The organism is Rhodoblastus sp., assembly GCF_052145335.1.
In the GTDB taxonomy this organism is placed as follows: domain Bacteria; phylum Pseudomonadota; class Alphaproteobacteria; order Rhizobiales; family Beijerinckiaceae; genus Rhodoblastus.
On record NZ_JBKQOU010000234.1, the window covers coordinates 1 to 24,611 of the forward strand.

23 protein-coding genes, 1 tRNA gene and 1 riboswitch are annotated in these 24,611 nt (G+C 62.8%); of the genes, 10 read left to right on the plus strand and 14 right to left on the minus strand.

What is annotated here, in order from left to right:
• The coding region (locus ACLP2E_RS14805) for a glycosyltransferase (RefSeq protein WP_442466389.1) at positions 1-1,182 on the minus strand (1,182 nt) is incomplete at its 3' end.
• Between the two features lie 124 nt (positions 1,183-1,306).
• Between ACLP2E_RS14805 and ACLP2E_RS14810 the strand changes: the two genes are divergently transcribed.
• From ACLP2E_RS14810 to ACLP2E_RS14820, 3 genes are all read left to right on the plus strand, one after another.
• A complete protein-coding gene (locus ACLP2E_RS14810) occupies positions 1,307-2,176 on the plus strand; it encodes a transporter substrate-binding domain-containing protein (RefSeq protein WP_442466390.1) in 870 nt (289 codons plus the stop codon).
• Positions 2,177-2,383: 207 nt separating this feature from the next.
• A complete protein-coding gene (locus tag ACLP2E_RS14815) occupies positions 2,384-2,764 on the plus strand; it encodes a hypothetical protein (protein WP_442463991.1) in 381 nt (126 codons plus the stop codon).
• Positions 2,765-3,108: 344 nt separating this feature from the next.
• Positions 3,109-4,749, plus strand: a complete 1,641-nt coding sequence (locus ACLP2E_RS14820; RefSeq protein WP_442466391.1) for an arylsulfatase — start codon at positions 3,109-3,111, stop codon at positions 4,747-4,749.
• A gap of 167 nt (positions 4,750-4,916) precedes the next feature.
• On the opposite strand, the gene ACLP2E_RS14825 is transcribed toward ACLP2E_RS14820, so the two are convergent.
• The 5 genes from ACLP2E_RS14825 to ACLP2E_RS14845 all read right to left on the minus strand — a co-directional run bounded on the left by ACLP2E_RS14825 (position 4,917) and on the right by ACLP2E_RS14845 (position 11,028).
• Positions 4,917-5,540, minus strand: a complete 624-nt coding sequence (locus tag ACLP2E_RS14825) for an SCO family protein (RefSeq protein ID WP_442464347.1) — start codon at positions 5,538-5,540, stop codon at positions 4,917-4,919.
• A gap of 12 nt (positions 5,541-5,552) precedes the next feature.
• Complete coding sequence (locus ACLP2E_RS14830; RefSeq protein WP_442464346.1) at positions 5,553-5,690, minus strand: hypothetical protein; 138 nt, start codon at positions 5,688-5,690, stop codon at positions 5,553-5,555.
• Between the two features lie 24 nt (positions 5,691-5,714).
• On the minus strand, positions 5,715-8,813 hold the full coding sequence (locus tag ACLP2E_RS14835) for an efflux RND transporter permease subunit (RefSeq protein ID WP_442464345.1): 3,099 nt from the start codon (positions 8,811-8,813) through the stop codon (positions 5,715-5,717).
• Entirely contained in the window at positions 8,810-9,790 is a 981-nt protein-coding gene (locus ACLP2E_RS14840) for an efflux RND transporter periplasmic adaptor subunit (RefSeq protein ID WP_442464344.1), read from the minus strand. Before ACLP2E_RS14840 ends, ACLP2E_RS14835 begins: the two co-directional genes overlap by 4 nt.
• Positions 9,791-9,945: 155 nt before the next feature.
• The gene (locus ACLP2E_RS14845) at positions 9,946-11,028 is read right to left on the minus strand and encodes an efflux RND transporter periplasmic adaptor subunit (protein ID WP_442464343.1); all 1,083 of its coding nucleotides are present in this window, start codon (positions 11,026-11,028) and stop codon (positions 9,946-9,948) included.
• Positions 11,029-11,259: 231 nt separating this feature from the next.
• Between ACLP2E_RS14845 and ACLP2E_RS14850 the strand changes: the two genes are divergently transcribed.
• Positions 11,260-11,335 (plus strand) — tRNA-Glu (locus ACLP2E_RS14850).
• 273 nt (positions 11,336-11,608) lie between these two features.
• Here the strand turns inward: ACLP2E_RS14850 and ACLP2E_RS14855 are convergent.
• Positions 11,609-12,436, minus strand: coding sequence for a LysR family transcriptional regulator (locus tag ACLP2E_RS14855; RefSeq protein WP_442464342.1), 828 nt, complete (start codon positions 12,434-12,436; stop codon positions 11,609-11,611).
• Positions 12,437-12,538: 102 nt separating this feature from the next.
• Between ACLP2E_RS14855 and ACLP2E_RS14860 the strand changes: the two genes are divergently transcribed.
• The 3 genes from ACLP2E_RS14860 to ACLP2E_RS14870 all read left to right on the plus strand — a co-directional run bounded on the left by ACLP2E_RS14860 (position 12,539) and on the right by ACLP2E_RS14870 (position 14,094).
• On the plus strand, positions 12,539-12,790 hold the full coding sequence (locus ACLP2E_RS14860) for a hypothetical protein (protein ID WP_442464341.1): 252 nt from the start codon (positions 12,539-12,541) through the stop codon (positions 12,788-12,790).
• A gap of 93 nt (positions 12,791-12,883) precedes the next feature.
• A complete protein-coding gene (locus ACLP2E_RS14865; RefSeq protein ID WP_442466392.1) occupies positions 12,884-13,279 on the plus strand; it encodes a hypothetical protein in 396 nt (131 codons plus the stop codon).
• 104 nt (positions 13,280-13,383) lie between these two features.
• On the plus strand, positions 13,384-14,094 hold the full coding sequence (locus ACLP2E_RS14870) for a helix-turn-helix domain-containing protein (RefSeq protein ID WP_442466393.1): 711 nt from the start codon (positions 13,384-13,386) through the stop codon (positions 14,092-14,094).
• A 77-nt stretch (positions 14,095-14,171) separates the two neighbouring features.
• Here ACLP2E_RS14870 and ACLP2E_RS14875 read toward each other — a convergent pair whose 3' ends face one another.
• Entirely contained in the window at positions 14,172-14,915 is a 744-nt protein-coding gene (locus tag ACLP2E_RS14875) for a lytic murein transglycosylase (RefSeq protein WP_442464350.1), read from the minus strand.
• A gap of 323 nt (positions 14,916-15,238) precedes the next feature.
• Between ACLP2E_RS14875 and ACLP2E_RS14880 the strand changes: the two genes are divergently transcribed.
• Positions 15,239-16,579 (plus strand): O-linked N-acetylglucosamine transferase, SPINDLY family protein, encoded by a 1,341-nt coding sequence (locus ACLP2E_RS14880; protein WP_442466394.1) that lies wholly within the window; start codon positions 15,239-15,241, stop codon positions 16,577-16,579.
• Between the two features lie 10 nt (positions 16,580-16,589).
• Here the strand turns inward: ACLP2E_RS14880 and ACLP2E_RS14885 are convergent, their stop codons facing one another.
• On the minus strand, positions 16,590-17,039 hold the full coding sequence (locus tag ACLP2E_RS14885) for a CHRD domain-containing protein (protein ID WP_442464337.1): 450 nt from the start codon (positions 17,037-17,039) through the stop codon (positions 16,590-16,592).
• 105 nt (positions 17,040-17,144) lie between these two features.
• A complete protein-coding gene (locus ACLP2E_RS14890; protein ID WP_442464336.1) occupies positions 17,145-18,026 on the minus strand; it encodes a universal stress protein in 882 nt (293 codons plus the stop codon).
• A gap of 310 nt (positions 18,027-18,336) precedes the next feature.
• Positions 18,337-18,397: riboswitch (Fluoride riboswitch) on the minus strand.
• A 118-nt stretch (positions 18,398-18,515) separates the two neighbouring features.
• On the opposite strand from ACLP2E_RS14890, the gene trhA reads away from it, so the two are divergent.
• Positions 18,516-19,187: a PAQR family membrane homeostasis protein TrhA gene (gene trhA, locus ACLP2E_RS14895; RefSeq protein ID WP_442464335.1), complete on the plus strand. Its 672-nt coding sequence runs from the start codon at positions 18,516-18,518 to the stop codon at positions 19,185-19,187.
• A 4-nt stretch (positions 19,188-19,191) separates the two neighbouring features.
• On the opposite strand, the gene pth is transcribed toward trhA, so the two are convergent.
• From pth to galE, 3 genes are all read right to left on the minus strand, one after another.
• Positions 19,192-19,776 carry an aminoacyl-tRNA hydrolase gene (gene pth / locus ACLP2E_RS14900; protein WP_442464334.1) on the minus strand — a complete coding sequence of 195 codons (585 nt, stop codon included), beginning with the start codon at positions 19,774-19,776 and terminating at the stop codon, positions 19,192-19,194.
• Between the two features lie 244 nt (positions 19,777-20,020).
• Positions 20,021-20,674: a 50S ribosomal protein L25/general stress protein Ctc gene (locus ACLP2E_RS14905; RefSeq protein ID WP_442466395.1), complete on the minus strand. Its 654-nt coding sequence runs from the start codon at positions 20,672-20,674 to the stop codon at positions 20,021-20,023.
• Positions 20,675-20,818: 144 nt separating this feature from the next.
• The gene (galE, locus tag ACLP2E_RS14910; protein WP_442466396.1) at positions 20,819-21,811 is read right to left on the minus strand and encodes a UDP-glucose 4-epimerase GalE; all 993 of its coding nucleotides are present in this window, start codon (positions 21,809-21,811) and stop codon (positions 20,819-20,821) included.
• Positions 21,812-22,009: 198 nt separating this feature from the next.
• Between galE and ACLP2E_RS14915 the strand changes: the two genes are divergently transcribed.
• A complete protein-coding gene (locus tag ACLP2E_RS14915) occupies positions 22,010-22,900 on the plus strand; it encodes a UTP--glucose-1-phosphate uridylyltransferase (RefSeq protein ID WP_442462238.1) in 891 nt (296 codons plus the stop codon).
• Between the two features lie 70 nt (positions 22,901-22,970).
• Here the strand turns inward: ACLP2E_RS14915 and ACLP2E_RS14920 are convergent, their stop codons facing one another.
• Positions 22,971-24,533 (minus strand): outer membrane beta-barrel protein, encoded by a 1,563-nt coding sequence (locus ACLP2E_RS14920; RefSeq protein ID WP_442466397.1) that lies wholly within the window; start codon positions 24,531-24,533, stop codon positions 22,971-22,973.
• Positions 24,534-24,611 lie beyond the last annotated feature (78 nt).

Consider the following 24,611-nt stretch of genomic DNA (forward strand, 5'->3'; position numbering starts at 1 on the left):
GCGGAAATGGTTCGAGGTGCCGCCCAGCGGCATGGGCATTCCGAGCTTGCCCAGGCCGGGATTGATCACGTCGAACAGCGAGGCGTAGCCTATGGCGAAGAAAAAGGGAAAAAAGCCCTCGCCGCCATTATCCACCGTCAGCCGCGCCTGCAGACAGGCGACCCGCGGCCCGGCAAGAGCATAGGCGGCCGCGGCGATGCGCAATTGATCGGGCTCCGGCCGGTCCTCCGCGTCGTAGATCGCCAGAAGTTTTCCACGCGCCAGGGGCAAGGCGACATTGAGCGCCCGCGGTTTTGTGCGCGGCGCTCCCGAGGGCGCGATCACGATTTCCATGTTCGGCGCGAGTCCGGCTTTCCGCAAGGCCTCCGCCGTCTCGGCATCGTCATTTTCGAGCACGAGCTTGATCTCGAGCTTTGCTGCCGGGTAGTCCAGCGCCTTGAGCGCGGCGACGAATTGCGCCGACACGCTCGCCTCGCGATACATCGGCGCGATGATCGTATAGGTCGGCAGGGCGCGATCGGACAGAGCGGGCGGCGCGACCGGCTGGCGCAGGAAATGCGCGGCGATAGCGCAGGAGCGCACGTAAATGCCGCCAAAAAACAAGATCGACAGAAACAGCGACGAAACTTCCAGCATGCGCGGCGCTGTCGCCACCAGGCCGACCAGCGTGGCAATGCTCAGCGCCACGCCGAGAAAGTTGCTTCGCCGGACTTGCGGCGCGCTGGCGCTGAGGCGCTCGTCGGCGCGCGAAAGGGCAAAGCTGGCGTCTTCGGACAAGGCGCGGCGCCCCTTGGCGCGCACCAGGGCCGAAAACAGGCTCGGCCCGCAAAGGGCGATGCGCGGCGGGGCAAGCTTTTGGGCGAGGCGCAGCAGATCGACCACCTGTCGTCCGCGTGGCGCCATCAGCCATTCGAAATTTTCCTGGCCGGTGTCGGCTCGCGCGACACTGGCGCGCAGGGCCGCCCGGTAATCGAAACCACTCGCCAGCGACGCCGCGCGGTCGATGTAGGGGCATTCCAGGCGCAAGGCCAAAGCGCGATAATAGACGGATTCGTCGATCATCCCTTCGGCGATCAGCACTTCCTCCGCTCCGACCCCCTGGTCGCGGGCGCGTTGCGCCGCCAGCAGCAGAATGTTTCGCGGCGCCTGCGTTTCGTCCAGAAAAGCCACTTCCGGCGGCAACGTCCTCGCCGGCCGGGCGGACGCTGCAAAAATTTCGTCGCTGCTATATAAAGGGCCAGGACTCATGAAACAGACGGGATCGCGAGTGATACGAAAGGTACGCAGGCGCTTTATCCGCCAAATTATGGCCGCGGCCAAGATTCTTCTGCTTATCTTCTTGTTTTCTTTGTGGCTTCAACCGTTCAGTTGTATCGCCGGCGAAACGGCGGCGCCGAATTCCGGGAAGTCGAGCGTTTTCATTCCCAGCCTGTTCGATCCCAGCAACCGGCCGGTTGCACCCGATCCCGCGAATTTGAAGCCGATCCGCTTTCTCACCGCCGACGATTATCCGCCGTTCGAATATCTCGGCGCCGACGGCAATCTCGCCGGCTATAATATCGATGTCGCGCGGGCCCTTTGCAGCGAATTGAAAGTCGCCTGCACCATACAGCCGCGCCGCTGGGACAATCTTCTCGACGCTTTGGAGGGCAAGGAGGGCGACGCCATCATAGCCTCGCTGAAGGAAACGAAGGCGACGCGCGAAAAAGCGCGATTTACCGCGCCCTATTACCTGACCCCGGCGCGTTTCGTCACCGTCGCGGGCGCCAAAACCTACGACGTGCGGCCGGAAGGACTTCGCAAGGCGACCATCGGGGTGGTGGCGGGCAGCGCCCACGAGGCCTTTCTGCGGGCCTTTTTCCCCGGCCCCACGCTTGTTCCCTTTCCCGACCGGGAGCAATTGATGGCGGCTTTGGTCGCCGGCCAATTCGAACTCGCCTTCGATGACGCCATCGGTGTGGCGATCTGGATCAACGCGCAGAAAAACAGCGATTGCTGCGCCTTCCAGGGCGGCCCTTTCCTGGAGCCGGGGTTTTTTGGCGAGGGAATCGGAATAGCCGTCCGATCGAGCGATGATTCGCTGCGCCAGACGCTGAATTGGGCGCTGCAAAGGCTCGACGAGCGCGGCGTCATGACCGAGCTTTACCTGAAATATTTTCCAATCGGGATTTATTGAACGCGGGCGCGCCGGTACCGATTAAGCGGTATGGGATTTCCCAAAAGGGGATCTGATCACCTTGAGGGGCTCATGGTAGCCTCGCGAGTTAACGGCAAACAAGTTTTCTCGAAATGATTGGCGAACGACAAGGGTCTAACAGCCCGGCGGGCGGCCGCATAGATGTTCAACAAACCCTTGGCTTTGAAGGCAGTCCGAAAAATGCGCTTGGCTCTCGTGGTCGAGGACGAACCGGAGTATGCCGCCTTTGTGGTCGCGGCTTTCAATCGCTTTGGGTTTCATGCCTTTGCCGTGGAATCGGCCGCAACCGCCATCGAAAACCTGGAATGCCCCAATAGTGTCGCGGTCATATTGATCAACTTGAGCACGGAAAGAGACGAACTTGACCTGGTCAATACAGTTACGGTTCGGTGGCCGAAGATCAAGATCATTCTATTGTCAGCTCACCTGCGCAGCTTGAGGGAACTGCCGCCCAGCATATTTCTGGCGAAGCCCACATCGGCGGCGGCGATCATAGGGGTCATCGAGCACGTCACCCTTTCGATGGGTTCGGACGCGGATTCGCCCAAGGGCGGAATTTTCCACTGAAGACGAGTCGCGACGTTCGTGTGGCGAGGCCGTGACTGCAATGGCGACAAGGCGCGTTTAGTTCCGCAGCAGCCTGTTCCTGCGCGCGGAAATCGCCGGCGTCACTCAAGGTTCATGGCGTTAAGGCTACATGCCATTGTAAGGCGTTGCGTTATTCTATCGCAGGCCACTCCCGCAGAATCCCCTCTACGAGAATATTTGAGCGCACAGACAAGTTGCCCCCGGCGGAAGGCTGTGCAGAATAGCGCGCCCATCGCGTTTGGCCGTAAAGGGCGGGGCGCTATCGGTGCTGCAAACCGCAGTGGAATATTCCTAAAACACACTTCTCGGAAGTGGAGGAAGCAATGAGTTTATCCAGATCGTCAAGGTTGTTCGGAGCGGCGGCGGCGACGCTGCTGGCGGCGGCTCTGCCGGCGTCGGTGGCTTCGGCGCAGGACAAGAAGCCCAATATTCTCGTCATCATGGGCGATGACATCGGCATGTGGAACATCGGCGCCTACCATCGCGGCATGATGGCGGGCAGGACGCCCAACCTGGACAAGATCGCCAAGGAAGGCATGTTGTTCACGGATTACTATGCCGAAGCCAGTTGCACGGCCGGCCGCGCCAATTTCATCATGGGCGAACTGCCGATCCGCACTGGCATGACCACGGTCGGCCAAGCGGGCGCCAAGATAGGCATTCCGGCCGAGGCGGTGACCACCGCCACGATCCTGAAATCAATGGGCTACGCCACCGGCCAGTTCGGCAAGAACCATCTGGGCGACCTGAACGAATTCTTGCCTACCGTGCATGGCTTCGATGAATTCTTCGGCTACCTCTATCATCTCGACGCGATGGAAGACCCGGCGCATCCCAATTATCCGCAAGAAGCGCTCAATGTCGTCGGTCCTCGCAACATGGTCCACAGTTGGGCCACCGACGTTGACGACCCGACCGAACAGCCGCGCTGGGGCAAGATCGGCAAGCAGAGGATCGAGGATGCCGGCCCGCTTTATCCCAAGCGCATGGAAACGGTGGACGACGAGATCCGCGATCTCGCGCTGAACTTCATCGACAAGGCGAAGAAAGACAACAAGCCGTTCTTCGTCTGGCTCAACCCGACGCGCATGCACATCGTCACGCATCTCTCTGCGAAATATGAGGCGCTGCGCAATTCGGAGAACGGCTGGTCGGAAGAAGAAGCCGGCATGGCGCAGCTGGACGACGACGTCGGCCTGGTGATGAAGAAGATCAAGGACATCGGCGAGGACGACAACACCATCGTCGTCTTCACCACCGACAATGGCACCGAAGTCTTCACATGGCCGGATGGCGGCCAGACGCCCTTCGCGCAGTCGAAGGGCACCGTGCTCGAAGGCGGCTTCCGCGTCCCCGCCATTGTGCGCTGGCCCGGACACGTGCCGGCGGATTCAGTGCAGAACGGTATTTTCTCCGGTCTCGACTGGCTGCCGACCTTTACCGCCATTGCGGGCAATCCGAACATCACCGAGGAATTGCTGAAGGGCAAGACCATCGGCGACCGCACCTACAAGAACCATCTCGACGGGTATAACCAGCTCGCCGCCATCACCGGCAATGGGCCGTCCGCGCGTCACGAGATTTTCTATCTCGGCGAAAGCACGGTCGGCGCGGTCCGCATCGACGACTACAAGTACCGCTTCATCGACCAGCCCGAAGGCTGGCTTGGCCAGAAAACCCATCCGGATGTTCCCTATATCACCAACCTGCGCCTCGACCCGTTCGAACGCACCGGTTGGCCGAACAACGGAACCAAGGACGGCGCGCAGCAATATTTCGACTGGTTCAAGTACCAGTTCTGGCGTTTCGTCTACGTCCAGCAGCTGATGGGCAAGGAACTCCAGACCTTCCTTGACTTCCCGCCAATGCAGCGTGGCGCCAGCTTCAACCTCGACGCCGTCAAGGCGGAAATGGCCAAGAGGATGCAGGAAGCCGAACACGCGGCCAAGGGTACGGGCCAATAAGGAACGGCCTTTTTCAAAAGGGGGCGGCTCGCAAGGGCCGCCCTTTTTTATGGACTGCCGCCGTGTTCCCGTTTCGGGTTCCGATGGCGTTGCAAGCCGCCACCGGGCGGCGCGTGGATGTGCGGGGAAGAAGCCCGGCCATGACGGCGCGAGCGCTGATCGATTTGTTACAGCAGCGGCTTCAATTCCGCCGCGGCCTGCTCGGGCGCCCTCTCCAGATTGAACGCCCGCAAGAATTTGCCGTCGCGGTCCATCAAATAGATCACCGCGCTATGGTCCATCGTGTATTCGCCATTGGCCCCCGGAGCCTTGCGCGCATAGACACGATAGGCGGCGATGACACTGTCGATGGAAGCGCGGTCTCCCGAAAGTCCGATGATGCGGGGGTCAAAGCTCTCGGCGTAATGCTGCATCAGTTCCGGCGTGTCGCGTTCGGGATCGACAGTGATGAACAGGACTTTGATCTTCGCCTCAGGCCCCAGGTTGCGGAGAATTTCGGAGAGTTGGAACAAAGTGGTCGGACAGACATCCGGGCAGTGGGTATAGCCGAAGAACACCAGGAAAGGCGCGCCGCGCAGATCGGCGTCGGTGACGATCCGGCCGCCGCCAGCCTCCAGCCGGAACGGCCCGCCAATCGCTGTTGTCGACGGTGCGCCGCCGGGACCCGGCTTCTCGCCGACCAGCGCACTGACGCCGACGGCGAGAAAGGCCAGAACCACGGCGAGGGCCGCCAAAATCAACCACAGGGGGCGGGGCGTTTTCGGCTCGGGCGGCGTTTTGCTGGCGACCATGCGGGCCTCAATTCAGAAACACATCCAGACGGCTGTCAGGGCGTTGACAAAGACCAGAGGTCCGAAAAGGGCCCAGAGCGCCAGCGCCGCGCCGACCAGCGTCACCGCGACCCCACCGCCGAGCCACAGCCAGAATCTTTCGCGCGCCACGAGCCGCGCCTCCCCTGCGCTGGTTCACAACGTCATCTGGCCCCGCGCCAGCTCAATGTCCAGTGGGGGCGCCGGCTCCTTCTGCGGGGCTGGGATGCGGAACCAGGCGACGTAGAGCGCCGGCAGGAACAGAAGCGTCAGCATTGTGCCGATGACGATGCCGCCCATCATCGCGTAAGCCATCGGACCCCAGAAGATCTCGTGCGAAATCGGGATCAGTGCAAGGGTCGCGGCGGCGGCGGTGAGCATGATCGGCCTCATGCGGCGTTCGGTCGCTTCCTGCACCGCCTGCCAGGGTGGCATGCCATCCGCCAAAAGCTCCTCGATCTGGATGATCAGGATCACCGAATTACGGATGAGAATGCCGATCAGCGCCAGAATGCCGAGAATGGCGACGAAGCCCATCGGCGAATGACTTGGCAGCAGCGCCGCGACCACGCCGATGAGCGCCAGTGGCGCGACGGCGAAGACCAGGAACAGCCGCGAAAAACTCTGCAGCTGGATCATCAGGATCGTCGCCATGATGAACAGCATCAAAGGCATGACTTCGGCGATCGGACCCTGCGCCTTGGCGCTTTCCTCGACCGCGCCGCCGACCATGGCATGATAGCCCGGCGGCAGGCTTGCTACGAACTTCTTCACGTCCGGCGCGAGCTGCGTGACTACGGTCTGCGCCTGGACATTGTCCTCGACGCCGACCTTGATCGTCACCGTCGGCTGGCGCGCACGGCGCCAGATCACCGGCTGTTCAAGTCCGTAGCTGAAGCTCGCCACCGCCGCCAGCGGCGCCGACTGGCCGTTGGCGGCCGGCAATTGCAGATTTTGCAGGGTCTCGATCGAGGCGCGCTCGTCCTCGCGGGCCCGGCCGACGACATCGATCAGATAGATGTCGTCGCGCACCTGCGTCACCGTCACGCCGTGGACCACGCTGTTCAGGGTCGTGGATATGTCCTGCGACGACACGCCGAGCAACCGCGCCTTGTCCTGCAGCACATTGACCTTGACCTTGCGCGCCGGCTCGCCCCAGTCGAAGGTCACCAGGCCGAGATGCGGATTCTTGGCGACGATATCGCCGAGCTGGCGGGAATAATCGCGCACTTTCTGAACGTCGGGGCCGCTGACGCGATATTGCACCGGGCGCCCGACCGGAGGGCCGATGTCGAGCAGATGCACCAGGGCGTCAGTTCCCGGAAAAGCTGTGCGCAGCCATGCCGAATATTTCTGCCGCAGGCGATCGCGGGCCTCGATGTTCTTGGTCACGATCACGGTCTGGCCGAAAAACGCGTTGGCCGGTTGAACATCGAAGGAAAGCACGAAACGCAAGGCGCCCTGGCCGACATAGCTCGACCAATGTTCGACATCCGCCTCGCCGGTGAGCATTTCGTTCTCGAATCGCGCCATTTGCGCGCTGGTGTCGGTAATCGAAGCGTTTTGCGGCAGGTTCCAGTCGACGATCAGCTCCGGCCGGTCGGAATTCGGGAAGAACTGCTGCTGCACGAAGCCCATGCCGAACAAGGCGACGACGAAGGCGGCGAGAGTGGCGCCAATGGTCGCCCAGCGCCATCGCATGCAAAGGTCCAGCGCCCCCGCGAACAGGCTGGCGAGGCGGCCCTTGCCGGTCTCGTGATGGCCTTTCATCTTCGCTGGCAACAAGGCGACGCCGAGCAGGGGGGTAAACAGCACGGCGACGAACCAGGAGACGATCAGCGACACCGCGATGACGACGAACAGGGTGAAGGTGAATTCGCCGGCGGCGCTGCTGTTGAGGCCGATTGGAATGAAACCCGCCACCGTCACCAAAGTGCCGGTGAGCATGGGAAAGGCGGTGGAGGTGTAGACATAAGTCGCCGCCTTGCGCAGGTCGTCGCCGGCTTCCAGCCGCGCCACCATCATTTCCACCGCGATCATCGCGTCATCGACCAATAGTCCGAGCGCGATGATCAGGGCGCCCAGCGAAATGCGCTGCAGCGAGATATGCGTTTCCGCCATGTAGAGAAAGGTGATGGCGAGCACCAAGGGTATGGCGATGGCCACGACCAGCCCGGCGCGCAGGCCGAGACTGACGAAACTGATCGCCAGCACGATGACCACCGCCTCGAACAAGGCGCGGGTGAAGCCCGAAACCGCCTCATCCACCACCGCCGGCTGGTCGGAGACCTTGTGGACGTCGACGCCAATGGGCAGGTCGGCCTTGATCCGGTCCATCTCCTTTTCCAGCGCCGCGCCGAATTCGAGCAGGTTCGATCCCGCCTTCATGCCGATGGCGAGGCCGATCGCCGGCTGGCCATTGAAGCGGAACAGGTTTTCCGGCGGATCGAGATAGCCGCGCCGGATCGTCGCCACGTCGGTCAGCGGGAAGAAACGGTCATTTACGCGCAGATTTATCGCGCGAAGACTTTCCTCCGAGCTGAAACCGCCGCTGACGCGGATGGCGATTTCTTCCGGCCCGGCTTGCACGAAGCCCGATGGCGTGACGGCGTTCTGCGCTGCAAGCGTCGCCAGCACCGCCTGCGAGTCGAGGCCAAGGGCCGCGATCTGCCTAGTCGAGAATTCGAGAAAGATCACCTCGTTCTGCGCGCCGACCAGATCGACGCGGCCAACATTGGGCACGGTCAGCGCCCTGGCGCGCGCCTGTTCTACCCGGTCGCGCAATTGCCGAAGGGTCAGCCCGTCGCTGGTGAAGGCGTAGATATTGCCGAACACGTCGCCGAAGCGGTCGTTGAAGAACGGTCCCTGCGTGCCGCTTGGAAACTGGGTCTTGATGTCGCCGACCATGTTGCGCACGCGCGTCCAGGTCGCCTCGACGTCGCGCGCCTTGGTGGTGGGCAGCAAATTGACGAAAACGGTGGTCTCGCCGGCCGTGGTCACGGATTTGGTGTAGTCGAGCGATTCCAGCTCTTCGAGCTTCTTCTCGATCCGCTCGGTGACCTGGAGCGTCACCTCGTCGGCGGTGGCGCCGGGCCATTTCGCCTGCACCACCATGGTCTTGATGGTGAAATTGGGATCTTCCTCTCGCCCCAGCTTCACATAGGAAAAGGCGCCCGCCAGCAGGAAGACGATCATGAAATACCAGACCAGGGAGCGGTGTTGGAGCGCCCAGTCGGAAAGGTTGAATTTTTTCACGGCGCGCCGCTCCCGTCGATTCGCACGATTTGTCCGTCCTTGAGGCGATGCACGCCTGCGGTGACGACGCGTTCTCCGGGCTTCAATCCGCCGCGCACGATCCAGATGTCGTCGAGGTCAGGCGCGACCTCGATGTCGCGCAGCGATACTTTCAGGGTTTGCGGATCGACGACGAAGACGCGGGTCTGCGGGCTTTCCTCTAGCAGCGCCGAACCCGGTAGGCGGATCCCGGCGCCGGCGCCGGCGACCGGCCAGGCGGAAATGGTGGAGCCGAGGCGGAAGATTTCGGGCGGATTCTCCAGCGCGATCCTGATCCGCCTGGTGCGCGTGGCGTCATCGGCCTGCGGCGCTATTTCGCGCACCTTTCCGTCGACGGCCACCGACATGTCGAGTTGCAAGGCGACCTTGAACGGCGTCCCGATCGACAGGACGTCGGCGACATTGGTCGGCGCATCGATCACGGCGTCGCGCCGCGTCGGCTCGGCGATGGTGAGGATGGGTTGGCCCGCCGAGACCGTCTGGCCGATTTCGGCGCTGGTGGCGGTGACCACGCCGGCGTAATCGGCCTTGAGCACAGCATAGGAAAGCTGCTCTTTTGCCTTGGAAACATTGGCCTCGGCTTGAGCCATGTTGGCCTGCGCGGAAGCGCGTTCCTGTTCGGCGGCGTCGAAAGTCGCCTGTGAGGCGGTCTTCTTCTCCAGCAAAGTGGCCTGCCGCGACTCGGCGGTGACGGCGTTGTCGTAATGAGCGCGGGCGCTGGCCAAGGCCGCCGAGGCCGAGCGCGACGCCATTTCGAGCGATAGCGGATCGACGGCCGCGAGCAACTGGCCAGCCTCGACGCGGTCTCCCGCCTTGACCGGGCGAGCGACCATCCTTCCCATCACGCGGAAGCCGAACGGGCTTTGCACCTGCGGCTGCACCGTCCCCGAAAGGATGACGTCCAGCGCCGGCGTTTGCGCGGCGATGACGGTCAGCACCGGACGAATGGGCTCCTGTGCTTCTTCCTTCTTGCCGCAGGCCGCGAGCGCGGCGAGGAGCAGCAGCGGCAGCAGAGGCGAGAAACCAGAAGACCGACGACCTGGAGGTTTACGACTCGGAGATTTACCACCTCGCGTTCTACAGATTGGCGCTATCACGAAGCCTCCGGATTTTGCACAAATACGGTCTGGCCTTCGCGGAGAAATTTGTCGCCTTCGGTCACGACCAGTTCGCCGGTTTGCAAGCCTTCACGCAAGACGAATTTTTCTTTTTCAAAGATCGCGATGACGATCGGCCGCAGCGTCACCGTCTGGGTGGCCGGATCGACCACCCATACCGCCGGATGGCCGTCCTTTTCCGACATCGCGGTCCAGGGCAAGATGACGACATTTTCGAGTCGCCAATAACCCCGCCCGGTGACCGCCGCGCCGAGCGGCATTTCCGGCGCGTTAGGGTCGATTTCCACCTTGACCTGCACCGTGCCGGTCTTCTCATCGACGACCGGCGAAACTTCCCTGATTTTTCCGGGCGCCGTGACTTTGGGGTCGGCGACGAGGGCGAGCTCTATGCCTTTGCGGCTCTGCCTTTGGGCGAAAATCGATTCGAAAACATTGAATACGGCGTCTCGCGGCCCGTCCTCGGCGAAGCCGAAAGCCGATTCCGCCGCCTGCGCCACCTGCCCGACCTCGATATTGCGCGCGGTGACAATGCCGGGATGGCCGGCGCGCAACTCCGTATAGGACAGGGCGTCGCGCGCGGTCGCAAGTTGCGCCTTGGCGGCGTCAAGAGAGCCAGCGGCCGCAAGTTGCTCCCGGTCGGCGAGATCGTAACTGGCCTTGGTGGTAAAGCCATTGACGAGAAGGGCTTTTTGCCGCGCGAAAGTGGCGGCGGTCTGGCGCATCGTCGCTTCCGCCCCGGTCAGCGCAGCCTTGGCGGCGTCGAGATCGGCCTGCTGCTCAGAAGGATCGAGCCGCGCCAGGATCTTGTTGGCGTCGACATGCTGGCCGACATCGGCCGATCTTTCGATCACCCGCCCGCTGACGCGGAAGGAAAGTTCGGTCTGGACGCGGGCGCGGACAACGCCGGTCAGGGTAACCGACCGCTCATAGGATTGCAGCGCGACCTTTTGCGCCAGCACATTGAGCGGCGGCCTCTCCGAGCGAGGCCGCGAATCGCCGCAGCCGGCGAGCGCGAGGGCGAGCAGGACAAAAGCGGCGGAACCCAGCCTGACCGACATGACTCATCCTTCTGAAGCGGTCCGGAAAAATACCTCGTCGGCATTTTCTCCGCGCAGGATTGGAGTCCGGCGGCTGAAAAGTCAATGATTTTAGCCGTGGATTTGGCCATTGGCTCGGGCCCGGCAAGCGAGCGCGGAGGGAGCATCGGGGCGCCTCGAAGAATTGACGCTGGCGTTCCTTGAAGGGCTTGCAGCCGGCGACGCACCCCGATATAGAACACGGCTCCCGCTGCTCCCTTCGTCTAGCGGTCCAGGACGTCGCCCTCTCACGGCGAAAACAGGGGTTCGATTCCCCTAGGGAGCGCCAATAAAATCAAAAACTCACTGAATAAATACGCGCCGAATTTGCTGGCGCGCCCAACTCTCGTCCAATAAGCGTCGTCGAATTCTGGCGAATTGCAGTCACTGGGGTTTCCGCCGGTTTTGGACACTCCGGGAAAAGTGGTGGGCCGCGCGGGATCGACGCGGCGACGCGCATCGTCGGCTTCGGCATGGCCTTTGACGGATTCATCGAAGCTCTGCAGATGCATGGGAGGACCAATCTCCATTGACGATCTTGGCGGTTCAGGTTCTTCCGGCTTCATTCCCCGCCCGCGCTTTGTTTCGGAGGCTTAAGCAACAGGATTTTATAGGCGATATCGAAGAAATCCGGCGCGGCGCATCGCTTCAAGCCGCTGTCGCGCAACAGGATTTCGGGTATCCACGCCGCGCCAAGCCCGGCTTTGACCTGCGCCAGCAGGGCCTCGGCCGAAGCGCTTTCGCAGACCGGCGATTCCTGAATCTGGATGCGATGCCGGTCGAGCATGGCGGCGATCTGCGCGCCATAGGTCGTGCCGGGCGTATAGACCATCACCGGGCCGAGCAGCTTGTTCTGCTCCAGCACCACAGGGCGCTTTTGCCTTGGGCTCGCCGCCAGAATCAGGCGGTCCCGGCCTATTTCCTGCGCCGTGACGCCGAGCAGGGACTCATCGGCGAAATGCGGAATCAGGCCCATATCGGCGTGCTTGCGCCTCACCGCTTCGAGGCAGCCGGCGATGGAGGCGACGATCAGCGAATAATTTTCCAACCGGGTTTCGACCAGCCAGGGCGACAGGAAACTGGCGGCGAGCGTATTGGTCGTATAGATGCGCAGCGATTTCCTGAAATGGCTCGACGCACTCAGTACCGCTCGGCGGGCGTCGAAAATTTCCTCGCGCAGGCGGCGGGCGCGGGTCAGGAACTCTTCTCCGGCGGGCGTCAGGCGCACGGGGCGCGATTCGCGGTCGAACAGCGAGGCCCCCAGCCATTCCTCCAGCCTCTGCACCCGTCGGCTATAGGCCGATTGCGTGGTGCAGCGCGCTTCCGCCGCGCGGGTGAAATTGCGCGTCTGGCACAGGGCCAGGAAATCGTCGATCCACTGAAGTTCCATGATGCATAAAATGCATGATGCAATCGGAAACGACAATTGGATTTGTCGGCGCTATTGGGTTTTAGATGATTACCTCAGGTCGAGGCATGGGAGGCGGCGGCGATGGGGATCGACAAAGGGGGCGATGACCGCGCTCCCGAATTTTTCGAGCGCAGCGCCAATTCGGTCGGCTTGCCGAAAATGGTGTGCTTTCTCGGCCGAGAATCCAGCCACCAATCCGCCCGCTCGCCGTCCTTCGGCGTCTATGAATTTGAAGTCGTTACGGGAAACGCGTCCTACCGCGAGGGCGAGCGTTTTTATCTGACCCCCGCCCAGGCCGAGCGCGCCTATTTTGCCGGCCGGCGAACTTCTTGATTCCGCTGCGGGCTCGATTTTCCAGGTATCAGGCGTCGGTTCTCATCAAACCCGATTGACAATGGCGACGCCCAACGCTCATTTAGCGTCATGATGGAGCGTTGGCGCATCTCACGATGGAAGCCGGTCGTCGCCGCGCTATATGCGGTGGCGATGTTGACGCTGGGCTTCGCCCACTCGCATGCGAGCCAGCCCGAAGCCTCCGCGATCCATGGGGTCACCTTTCAAGCGGCGACTTTCGTACTGCCGGACGGCGCCTTTCCACCGATCTGCGGCCCGTCGAAATCTGGCGATCCGGCGCATCGTTCCGCTGCTGTTCCTTGCGACGCCTGCTGGTTGACTGCTGCTCCCGGCGCGATTCCCACGCCGCCGCCAATGCTCGACGCGCCGCTTCTGGCGATGAAACTGCCGCCCGTCCGGGTCGTCGTTTCGGTCGCGGAGACGGCGGCTCTCGAACCGCAGTCACGCGGACCTCCCCTATTTTCCTGACATTCTTCGTTTCATACGACACCATTGCGCCGCGCCCGGCTGAGTCATGGCCGCGCCTCCGCGCCAAGGGCAGCGGCATTTCTCTCCGTATCGGAGGAAAGAATATGAAATCAGGTCTTTCAATCTCGCCGCTGCTGGCGGTTGAGGCAGCCTTGGCCAAAGCGTCGTTCGAACTGCCGCCAACCAGCAAACTCATCAAATTTCCCGTCCCGGAGTTGCGCCGCTTCGCTGCGCGCGAGGCGATTTTCTCTCAAGGCGAACCTGCGGGAGAAGTCTTCCAGATCGCACAGGGCGCGGTCATGGTGCTCCGCGAACTTTCGGGAGGGCGTCGCCAGATTCTCGATATCGCCGGCCCCGGCCGCTTCATCGGCCTGACAAGGGGCGCCGCCCACGATTGTTCGGCCGTCGCCCTGCGAGACGCCGCCGTCGATTGTCACGACCGCCGCCGGGCGCACGACGCCTTCCACGGCGTCGATTTCACGGCGGCGATGTTCGATGAAATCCACCGCCTGCGCGATCTTGCGACGTCGCTCGGACGAAAAACGGCGATCGAGCGGCTGGCGGGTTTTTTCCTCGCCACGATCGGCGGGGAGACCGAGGCAGAGGAACCGGTCGAACTGATGCTGCCGGTCTCGCGCCAGGAAATCGCCGATCATCTCGGCATGGTCATCGAAACGGTCTGCCGCAATTTCAGCCTGCTGAAACGCCAAGGCCTCATCCGGGTCGAAGGCAAGTATGGCCTGACCCTTCTCGACCCGGCGGCCCTGCGGCAAATCGTCCGTGGCGTCGCACTGCCGGACCGGTTGGCCGGATGAAGCGCTGAAACAAGAGCGGCGGAAAGCGCAAACCGGGCTGCGCGCTCCGCCGCTCTCATCAAACTTGAGATCGCTGCTTAGCGATCGCCGCCGTCGATCTGGCGGCCGATCTGCGCAATGGCCTGCTGATAGACCGTCGCGGCGTTCCAAGCCTGGATGGCGGCGAAATTGACTTCGCCGGGTTGGTATCCGCCGCCGCGCTGCCAGCCGTGGGCATGGAGGTAATTGGCGGTCGACATCAGCGCGCCCGACGGGGTTTCGAGGCTGCCGACCCCATATTCAAGCACGGTCTTGGGCATGAACTGGGTCTGGCCGACTTCGCCATGCATCGAGCCTCGCGTGCTGGCGGAGAAGGTGCCGCGATCGATCAGTTTCAGCGCCGCATAGAGCTGGTCGGTGAAAAACTCCGAACGGCGGCAATCATAGGAAAGCGTGGCGATGGACGACAGCATGTTCTGGTTGCCGCGCTCGGCGCCAAAAGCTGTCTCCATGCCCCAGATCGCAATCAGCGGTCCCGGCGGGACGCCGTAGCGCTGCTCGATCGAGGCGAACAAGGCGGCGTCGGAGTGTTTCAACGACCGCCCGCGCGAGGCGATGGCGGCGCCGCCGCGCTTGTGCATGAAGGCGTCGAGCGACAGATGGAAGCTTTTCTGGCCACGGTCGGCGTTGATCGTCGCCGTGGCGTAATGCGTCGCCATCAAGGCGGAAATCGCCGAGGAGCCGACGCCCCTGGCCCGCGCTTCCTGGGAGAATTGCTGCTTCCACGCCTCGAAACCGGCGGCCGAATTGCCGCACTGCGCGGCCAAAGCCGCGCCGCTCATCGGCGCCAGAGTTGCAAAAGTCGCGACCGCGACCGTCCTCAACCGCTTGAAGTTCGTCATTTAAGCCCCGCCCTGTTATCCGTCGCATCCGACCGAAGACCGGTCCGCGATTCCAGCGAAAAAGAAGCACAATAGCTGCGCCCGCGCCTCGTACCATCATGGCCGATAATTGCAAAATATGACGCCGGCGTCACAAACGGCGACTTTAATGGAATGAAGCTTGCTTTGAAAGTCTTGCGTCCGATCGCTTAAGCCGACCCTCTCGGCTGGTCCGGCGAGCGGGGAGCGCCGGCGACATGCGATCGTTCATCAGAAGTCGCGGCATGTGCGAGTGGGATGATTTTTCCGCTCGCCAGGTTTTTGCGCGCGACCGGCTGCGGAGCGACGATTCCTTGTCGCCGTTTCTGCTGCTGTCGGAACCCGGTTTCACCGCCGCCGAGCAGCGCCGCTGCGCCGACAACTGGATGCGCAATCGTATCGCGGCGGCGAGCGAGGACCGCGAAAGCCTCGGCCGGCAAGTTGCGCGAAAACAGGGATCGCGCATAAGGCTGGGCTATCTTTCCAACGATTTCCAGGAACACGCCACCGCCATGCTGCTGATCGAGACGCTGGAGGCGCATGATCGGTCGCAATTCGAGCTTCATGCCTATTCCTATGGCGGCGCCGATGAGGGGGACATGCGCCGGCGCGTGGTCGACGCCTTCGACGGCTTCACCCATATCGGCGCCCTGTCCGATGCGCAGGCCGGGCAGGCCATCCGTGACGACGGCATCGATATTCTGATCGACCTCAAGGGCTTCACCAAGGACACAAGAACCTCGATCCTGGCTTTGCGTCCCGCCCCGGTCCAGGTCAATTTTCTCGGCTATCCCGGTACGCTCGGCGCCGATCTGTGCGACTACATGATCACCGACGATTATGTCACGCCGCGTTCAACGGCGGCGGATTACGCCGAATCCTTCGCCTTCATGCCGCATTCCTATCAGCCGCATGGGCGCCAAGCCAGTCTGTCGCCGCCGCCCGACCGGGCCTCCGCAGGCCTGCCCGAGCAGGGCTTCGTCTTTTGTTGTTTCAATCAGGCGTTCAAATTCACGCCCGAAATTTTCGCAGTCTGGCGAAGGCTGCTGCAGGCCACGGAAAACAGCGTTCTCTGGCTGCTCGCCTCACCGCGGGCCGAGGGCAATTTGCGCAACGAAGCGTGGAATCACGGCGTCAGCGGCGATCGTCTGGTGTTCGCGCCGGACGCGACGCAGGCCGAGCATCTGCGTCGGCTGCAGCTTGCCGATCTGGTCCTCGACACCTCGCCTTATGGCGCACACACCACGGCGAGCGACGCGCTCTGGGCGGGGGTCCCGGTGGTCACGCGGCCGAGCGCGACTTTCGCCTCGCGCGTCGCGGGAAGCCTGCTCCACGCTGTGGGGCTGCCGGAACTGATCGTCGAGAACGAGGACGATTATTACGATCTGGCGCTGGCGCTGGCGCACGATCCGCAACGGCTCGCTTCGTTGCGGAAAAAACTTGCGGAAAACCGCGCGACGGCGCCCTTGTTCGACGTCGCCGCCTACACGCAGGCGCTGGAGGATCTTTACCGCCAGATGGAGGCGCGCCGGCGCGCCAATCTGCCGCCGGCGGAGATCGGCGCCCGGTCTCACCAGGCGCGCTGAATGCGGCCGCCTATTTCATCGCCGGGATCAGTCCGCGGATTTCACCCGATGGGTTGTTCGGCGTGTGGACGTTGATATACCACATGCCCGAGGTTAAATCCTTGGCCTGTTCCGGCGTGAGGACCGCCTCTCCCTTGACCGGGCTGACCGGAGCCTCGCCCTTCTTGACGAGCCACAGCGCGACCGGCCCGTTCGAGCCAGCCGCAGCGGGTCCATGGAAATGAGCCATGGTCGCGGGCCCGGTGAGGCCGCTGAACTCAAGCGTCCAGGACAAGGCGCGCGTGTCGGGATCATAGGCCAGCATGGCGGTCCCCTTGCCCGGGCTCTGGACCGGCGGAACTTCGGCCGCGCCGGAAAGCGGCACAGTCATGGTTTTCGGCGCCGCCAGCGCGCAACTCGCCATCACGCCCGAAAAAACCAGGCCCAGTAACAGATCGCGTCGAAAAATCAGCCGTCCCATTTTCGTCTCCCGATCAACCGCCCGCTACGCCAAGCCTCCGGCCAAATGTCCAACTTTTCTGCTTGCGAAAGGTTCAATAGATTTCGGCTTCGCCGGCCTCATCACTCACTTGGCGCGCATCAGGAACACCGGGATTTCGGCATGATTGAGCACGTCGCGCGTCACTCCGCCGAGCATCGCTTGCCACAGGGCGCCATGGTGGAAGGCGCCGATCAACAGGCAATCGCCGCCGAGCTTTGAGGCCTCATCGAGCAGTTGCACACCGACGCTGCGCCGGTCCCGCTCGAGGCGGACGATCTCAACGGCTATTCCGAGCTTGGCGAAAAATGCGCGGGCGCTGGCGTCGTAAGGCGGGGCGCCGGCTTTTTCCGTCCACAGCACGGTGACTTTCCCGGCCTGTCTGAGCCAGGGCAGGGCCGCCTCGACCGTCTGCTCGGCCGGGGCGCCCGGTTTCCAGCCGACCACGACATGCCGGCCGAGAACTCGTTGCGCGTTGGTTTTCCGGGGGGCGCGGAGCACGAGGCGGTGGGCGCCGAACAGGGCGCCCCGGAAGGCGTCGGCGGCGTCCATGTGAATCGGACGAGAGATGACGAAGAGATCGGCGGTTTGGGCTTCCCGCGCCACGTTGGTTTGGATGTCGCCTTCGTCGTTGCGCCAGAACATCGGCGGCGCATCCGGCGTGGAGGCGAGAAAGGCGTCGAAAACAGCCCTGACGCGGGCGGTCCGCTGCTTTGGGCCGCCCTCGTAAATATCTCGCAGTTGCTGGATGTCCTGCTCTTCCGCCGAGACGAATGTATGTTCGGGGTCGAAGCCGACATGGACGGCGCAGATTTTGGACGAACCGGCCCGCGCCGCCGCCACCGCGCATTGCAGGGTCGAAAGAGCGGTCTCGGCCTCCGGCAAAATGGCGCAGATACGCAGGGTCGCGGCAGCTTCGCCGTGCGGGTCGGCGCCGGGAAGTTCCGGGACGGAAGAGGGGGCGCTCATCGAGACAACTCCAGCGCTGCGAGTCTACACCCGAACGATGAGCCGGGGGAGAGGAGGGGGCAATATCTTCACGGGGTCGCAAAGCTGTGATGACAGGCCGAGGATCACTTGATCACCAGCAACTTGCAAGGCGCCAGTTCGACCCGCCGGTCCGTCGTGCTGCCGATGATGCGATTGTAAAGCGCCGAATGCCGAGCCAGAGGGCGGAGGCAAGCCAAACCTGTCCCATAGCGACGCCTTTCCAATTCTGGCGCGACGGCATGCAGCGACGTCAGGGAGGCAAAGGAGGCGGCGACCCTGCCGCAACAGCGACGCGGCAGGAGTCATCAGCCGGAAAGGCGGTTTTGGGAAACCCCATCCCCATGCGATCTCCCGGAGGTTAGGGAGGTTTTCGCCGGCCGTCAAATTGCCCATTTCACATTGCATCAACAGCTCTTGCAAAAACGGGCGAAGACGTCACAATCCCCGGTTCAGGGTCAGGAGCCCGCAATGTCGCTCCCGGAACATCATCCTCGTCTGTTCAAGCGCGCCTATAGTCCAGCCGAATTGATCGCCGACGGCTTCGTTCACGCCGTCGCCATCGTCGGCGGCCTGATCGCCTTCGCGGTGCTGTTCGTCCGCGTCGTTTCACAAGGCGGCGTCGCCGACGCCTTCGCCATGGCGGTCTACGCCGCCGGCTTTTTCCTGCTGTTCGGTTTTTCCTGCGCCTACAACATGACGCCGCCCTCGCACGCGAAATGGCTGTTGCGGCGCCTCGACCACGCCTCGATCTATCTGATGATTTCCGGCACCTACACGGCGCTGTTGTCGCAATTGCCGGATCGCCCGCTGGCCTGGACGCTGGCGGCGGTCGTCTGGACGGTCTCGCTCGGCGGAGTGGCGATGAAGCTATTGCTGCCGGGCCGGTTCGACCGCGCCGCCATCTTCATCTATCTCGCCCTGGGCTGGGTGGCGATCGTCGCGGTCAAGCAATTGAACGCGGCCTTGCCGGCGCAAACCTTGATTCTGATTCTCATCGGCGGCCTGTTTTATTCGGTCGGCGTGCTGTTCTACCGCTGGGAAAGCTTGAAATTCCAGAACGCCATCTGGCACGGCTTCGTCACCGTCGCCGCCGGCTGTCAATATGCCGGCATCGTTCTGGCCATCGGGCACGGCGGCTGACGCCTCAGCTGGCGAAGCCGGCCGCCTCCATCGCCAGATGCACTTTGGTCTGGAACAGCGAATCGTCGCCCCTGGCAAGCAGGTCGACGTTTTGCGCCACGGCGCCGCAGAGAACCTCGACCCACGGCCTTTCCGCCTTGGCGAAATCGCTCAGCACATAGGAATGGACAAGATTCTTGTCGCCGGGATGCCCGATGCCGAGCCGCACCCGTTTGAAATCGCCGCCCATATGCGCGGCGATCGAGCGCAGACCATTATGGCCGGCGTTGCCGCCACCCACCTTCACCCGCAGTTTGCCTGGCGCGAGGTCGAGTTCGTCGTGCAGAACGACGATGTCGCCGAGCGCGATCTTGTGGAAACGCGCGGCCTCGGCGACCGAGCGGCCGCTTTCGTTCATATAGGTCTCGGGTTTCAGCAAAATGGCGCGCTCAAGCCCGAGCCGCGCCTCGCTGGTCTCGCCCTGGAACTTTTTTCGAAACGGCGGGGCGTTGCAGGCGCGGGCGATGGCGTCGAGCGCCATGAAGCCGATATTATGCCGGTTGCCGGCATAGGCCTTGCCGGGATTGCCCAATCCGACTAGCAGCAGCATTTTTTCTCTTTCGTTTTTATCGCGACGCGTCGCGATAAAAGGTCCCTCGCGTAAGCCTCATAGGGCGTTGAATGACGCCCATCTAAAGCCGGGCTTTGGTCGCGTTCGCTCCTAGCCCATTCCCAAAGGCTTTGCCATTGGGAATGGGCGCCTGCGCCTCTTCAACCAGGGCCGCGTGTAGTCCCCGCAAAAAAACAGAACCGCCCGCGCGAGGCGGGCGGTCCGAATTCTTGTTGCGGTCGGATTACTTCTTGGCCGGAGCCGCCTTGCCCTTGGCCGGAGCCGCCGCCGCCGCGGCCGCGGCCGCGGCGTCCGCCGCCGCCGCTTCCGCTCCGCCAGCCGGCGGGGAAATGGTGGCGATGGTGAAGTTGGTCCTGTCGACCGGGGTCACGCCCTGCGGCAGCTGGATCGCCGAAATATGCAGCGAATCGTTGAAGTCGAGCCCGGTCAGATCGGCGGGAATGAACTCGGGGATGTTATCGGCCGGAACCATCAGTTCGACCGTATGCAGCACGATGTTGATCGAGCCGCCGCGCTTGATGCCGGGAGCGGTTTCCTGGTTGAGGAAATGCACGGGCACGTTGACCTTCAGGCGCGAGCCGGGCTTGAGGCGCAGGAAGTCGACGTGCATCGGCGTGTCGCGCACGACATCGAGCTGATAGTCGCGCGGAATGGCGCGTTCCTTCTTGCCATCGATATCGATCTCGAAAATCGTGGTGAGGAAATGGCCCGCGTAAATCAGCTTGTGCATGTCGCGGTAATTCAGCGAAATCGGCTGGGCGGCTTCGCCGCCGCCATAGATAACGCCTGGAATTCTGCCTTCACGTCGAACGCTGCGGGCGGCCCCCTTGCCTGTCCCGCTGCGAACCGCGGCGGCGAGGGTCTTGATCTCGGCCATGGGTTCTATCCTTTGAAAAGTCGCGCTCACGCCTCCAGGGGTGTCGGAAACGAACGCGAAGCGGGGCTTATAAGGGCGCAAGGCCGTTTAGGCAAGGATTTGGCGCAGGGGACGCGCAAAAAGCGTCTCCCTCGCCTCGATCCGCTAACCCGCGGTCTTTTCCGCGAGCAGCTTCTTCTCCCACTCGTAGGCCTGCCGGACGATCTCGTCGAGGTCGTCATGGACAGGCTCCCAGCCCAGGATTTCACGCGCGCGCTGGTTGGCCGCGACGATCGCCGCCGGATCGCCGGGGCGGCGACCGGAAATCTTGACGTCGAAATCCACGCCCGTCACGCGTTTGACCGTCTCGAGCACCTCCAGCACCGAGTAGCCGCGTTCGTAACCGCAATTGCAGGTCAGGTTTTCTCCGCCGTCGCGAAGATGGTTCAACGCGGCCATATGGGCGCGGGCGAGATCGGTGACCTGGATATAGTCGCGCAGGCAGGAGCCGTCGGGGGTGGGATAATCGGTCCCGAAAACTTCCATGCCGGGCCGCATCCCGAGAGCGGTCTGCACAGCCACCTTGATGAGGTGGGTGGCGTTGGGAAAGGATTGGCCGGTCCGCCCCTTTGGGTCCGCCCCGGCGACATTGAAATAGCGCAGGACGACATAGCGCAGGTCATGGGCGAAAGCCGTATCCTGCAGCATCCATTCGACCATCAGCTTGGAGCGGCCATAGGGCGACACCGGCTTCAGGCTTTCGTCCTCGGAAACCGGATTTTTCTCCGGCTCGCCATAAACCGCGGCGGTGGAGGAGAAGATGAAATGTTTCACCTTGTGCTTCACCGCGCAGTCGAGCAAAGCGCGGGCGGAAGCGGTGTTGTTGAGATAATAGCCGAGCGGGTCGACGACCGATTCCGGCACGACGATTTTCGCTGCGAAATGGATGATCGCCTCGATCTTGTTGCGAGCAATCAGGCCACTGACAAGGGGCTGATCTCCAAAATCGCCGACTACCAGTTCGGCTTCGTTCGGGACCGCAGAGCGCCGTCCGGTCGAGAGATTGTCCAGCACGACGACCTTTTCGCCGGCCTCCAGCAATTCGAGGACCATATGCGAGCCGATATAGCCGGCGCCGCCGGTGACTAGAACGGTCATGCTTGTGTTTCCCTGCCTATGGCCCAGTCCGCAGCGTTTCTAACGTACCAGGGAGCTTTTGCGAAGCTTTCCCGGCCGCAATTTCCTTTGGCGCGACCGCAGCCGAAGTGATAAAAGCGCCGCGGGATTGCCGGAGTTCCGGTCGTTCCGCCCGTTTTACCCTTTTTACCCTTAAGTCTTCAGCGAAGCGGACGTTCAATGCAAACCAAGCCCATTCGTAAAGCCGTTTTTCCTGTCGCCGGTCTCGGCACGCGCGTTCTGCCCGCCACCAAGACCATTCCCAAGGAAATGCTGACCGTGGTGGATCGCCCGGTGCTCCAGCATTGCGTCGAGGAAGCGCGCGAAGCGGGCATCGAACATTTCATTTTCGTCACCGGCCGCAACAAGGCGGTGATCGAGGATCATTTCGACATCGCCTACGAGCTTGAGGACACTTTGCGCAAGCGCAAAAAGCTCACCGAACTGGAAGGGCTGATCGCCGATCTCCCGGCGCCGGGCGCGACCAGCTTCACGCGCCAGCAGTCGCCGCTCGGCCTTGGCCACGCTGTCTGGTGCGCGCGCGAAGTCATCGGCGACGAGCCCTTCGCGGTGATCCTGCCGGACATGATCACCTTGCCCGGCGCCATGGGGACGCGCTGCCTGCAGCAATGCGTCGAGACCTATCGCGAACATGGCGGCAATGTCATCGCGGTGGAGGAAGTCCCGCCGGAAGACACGCATCAATATGGCGTCGTCGCCAAGGGCGAGGAATTCGGCGCTTCCTTCGCCATTAACGGCATGGTGGAAAAGCCGCCGAAGGGCGCGGCCCCGTCCAACTTCATCATTTCCGGGCGCTATATTCTCGAGCCGCAGATTTTCGACCTGCTCGCCAACGGCAAGAAGGGCGCCGGCGGCGAAATCCAGCTGACCGATTCGATGATCGAACTGGCCGGGACGCAAAAATTCTTCGGCCGGATTTTCGACGGCAAGACCTATGATACCGGCTCGAAAGTCGGCTTTCTCGCCGCCAATGTCGCCTTCGCCTTGGCCCGCCCCGATATCGAACCGGCTTTCCGCGCCGAACTGAAGCGGATCGTCGGCACGCTCTGATCGCGCCTTTGCGCCAGAAAACCCGCTTTGCGAGAAAATCAGCCGGGGCGACCCGGCGGGTTTTTTGCTTTCATTGCTGCAGCTTCAGCCCGACCATGAAAATATTGGCCGTATAATCCGTCCCCGGCGCGGTGGAAGCCATCCGCTGGGTGATGAAGGAGCCCTTCAGGACGATCGAGCGGGTGAGGCTGTATTCCGCGCGCAGGCCGGCCTGGATCAGGGTCTGGTCGATGCGGGGAACCGCGCCGGGATAGGTCGAATTCTGCCAGCTTCCCGCCGCGATCAAGGTGAGATTGCGCAACAGGGCGTGCGCGATTTCGATTCCGCCCTGGCGGGTGATGGCGCCTGAGGCCCCCGCCACCGTGGTCTCGTCCAAAGTTGTAGAACCGCGCAGCGTGACCTTGGTGAGCGGCGTCGCTGTCCACACCAGCGAAGCATCGAAAATCGGGCCGCGCAGGTTGGCGAGGCGCGGATCCTGATATTGGCGGTCGGCATAGCCGGCGGACAGGGCGCCGGTGAGAAGCCGGGTCAGCTCGAAGGTCGAGCCGGCGGAAACGGCGTCGCCGAGCGAATTGCGCATGTAGCCGTCCGTATCGTAGAGGCTGTCGTGGATGCGCTGGTCGAGGCCCGCCTGGATGAAGGGCTTGATCCCTGGCGTCCATTCATAGGCGGCGCGCGCCGTCAGGCCGTAATCGTCATAGCTGTCGAGCGACAGAACTTGCGTCGAGCCGTCGGAAAAATGCGCGTTCTGCCAATACGTGCGCTCATAGCTGCCGCGAAAAGTCAGCTCCAGCCGGTTAAAGTCCTGGATCACGCCGATTCCGCCGCCGTAATCGGCGATGATCGGCCGGCTGGTGAGAACGATCGGGGCGCCGCCGTTGTAGAGATTGGGCGACGACGGCAGTTGCGTGGTGAGATCGAAATTACTGTCGACCGTTATCCTGGTCTCGCGCGAAAGGTCCACCCGTGTGGCGAACTTGCCCGCTCCGTCGGGCGCGTCGGCGCTGTGGGCGGTGAAATAGTCGTCATAGCCAAGCCGCAGATCGCCGGCCAGGCTGTGGTTGGACCAGTCCGACTGGCCGGAAGCGCCGAACTCCTGGCGTAGAAAGGCCGAACCGCGCAATTGCGGCGCGCCCTGCGCCGTCAGATTCGGGTTGCCGTTGTAGCCAAGATCGGTCTCCTCATAGGCTTTGATCCGCAACAGGCCGGCGTCGATTCCAACCGGCGCGAAAGTATCGTCTTCGACGCGCGGTTTCGGCTTTTGCGGGATCGGCGCGGGCATGGCGGTCGTCGGCGACGGGACCGGCGCGGGATCGATTTTAGCGCCGGGCCCGGCCTTGTGACGGGCTTCCGCCGAAGTCGGGTAGGGGACCAGCGGCGGCAGCGGATGCTTTTGGGTTTTTTTTGGCTTTCTACCGCCCGGCGCGAATAGTGTCCGCTTGCCGTAATTGGCCGCGCCGCTGGTCGAAAGGCCGGATGGGTTTTCCGCCGCGGGAGCGTCCGGGAGGGTCGACCGAAGCGGCAGGTTCTGCGCGCGGACGCATGGCGGCGCCGCCAGGCTGGCGACACAGCCACAAACCATCGCCAACCCGCGCAAAGAGTCGAGATTTTCGCGGCGCGGACGAAAACGCAATGGGGGCCTCGCGGAGCGGCGCCTTGAGCGCCGTTTCCGCTTCAGCTTTAGGCTTTTATGCTTGATCGAGGCTTATGG